Genomic DNA, 287 nt, shown 5'->3' on the forward strand with positions numbered 1-287 from the left:
TCTTCCAGCTGACTGACCAGAGCACTGCGAGCGTCTTCATCTGCAGGCACCGCCCGATCGGGGAAAAGATCCAGCAACTCGTCGAATATCGCGTGGATGTCGCGGGATTTGACCCGCTCCAATGCAGCTAAAGTGTCTTCCGCCTGAGCGCCAACCTCATGGTGAAAAAACTGCACAAAACCGCCGTTTTCCATTTCTCTGAGCAGACTGTCGATACAAAAAACGGTTTTTTCTGCATCACTCAGGGACTCGTAGCCCAAATCTGCTTCTTTATCGTAGATCACATC

The 287-nt window shown here is 51.2% G+C and carries 1 protein-coding gene; it reads right to left on the bottom strand.

Features of this window, described 5'->3' with window-relative positions; all coding sequences use genetic code 11:
• Positions 1-260 (bottom strand): DMP19 family protein (locus tag Q4563_RS19155; RefSeq protein ID WP_303605643.1); only part of this gene is annotated, 260 nt, incomplete at its 3' end.
• Positions 261-287: the final 27 nt, after the last annotated feature.

It is taken from the genome of Gilvimarinus sp. 1_MG-2023 (assembly GCF_030548285.1).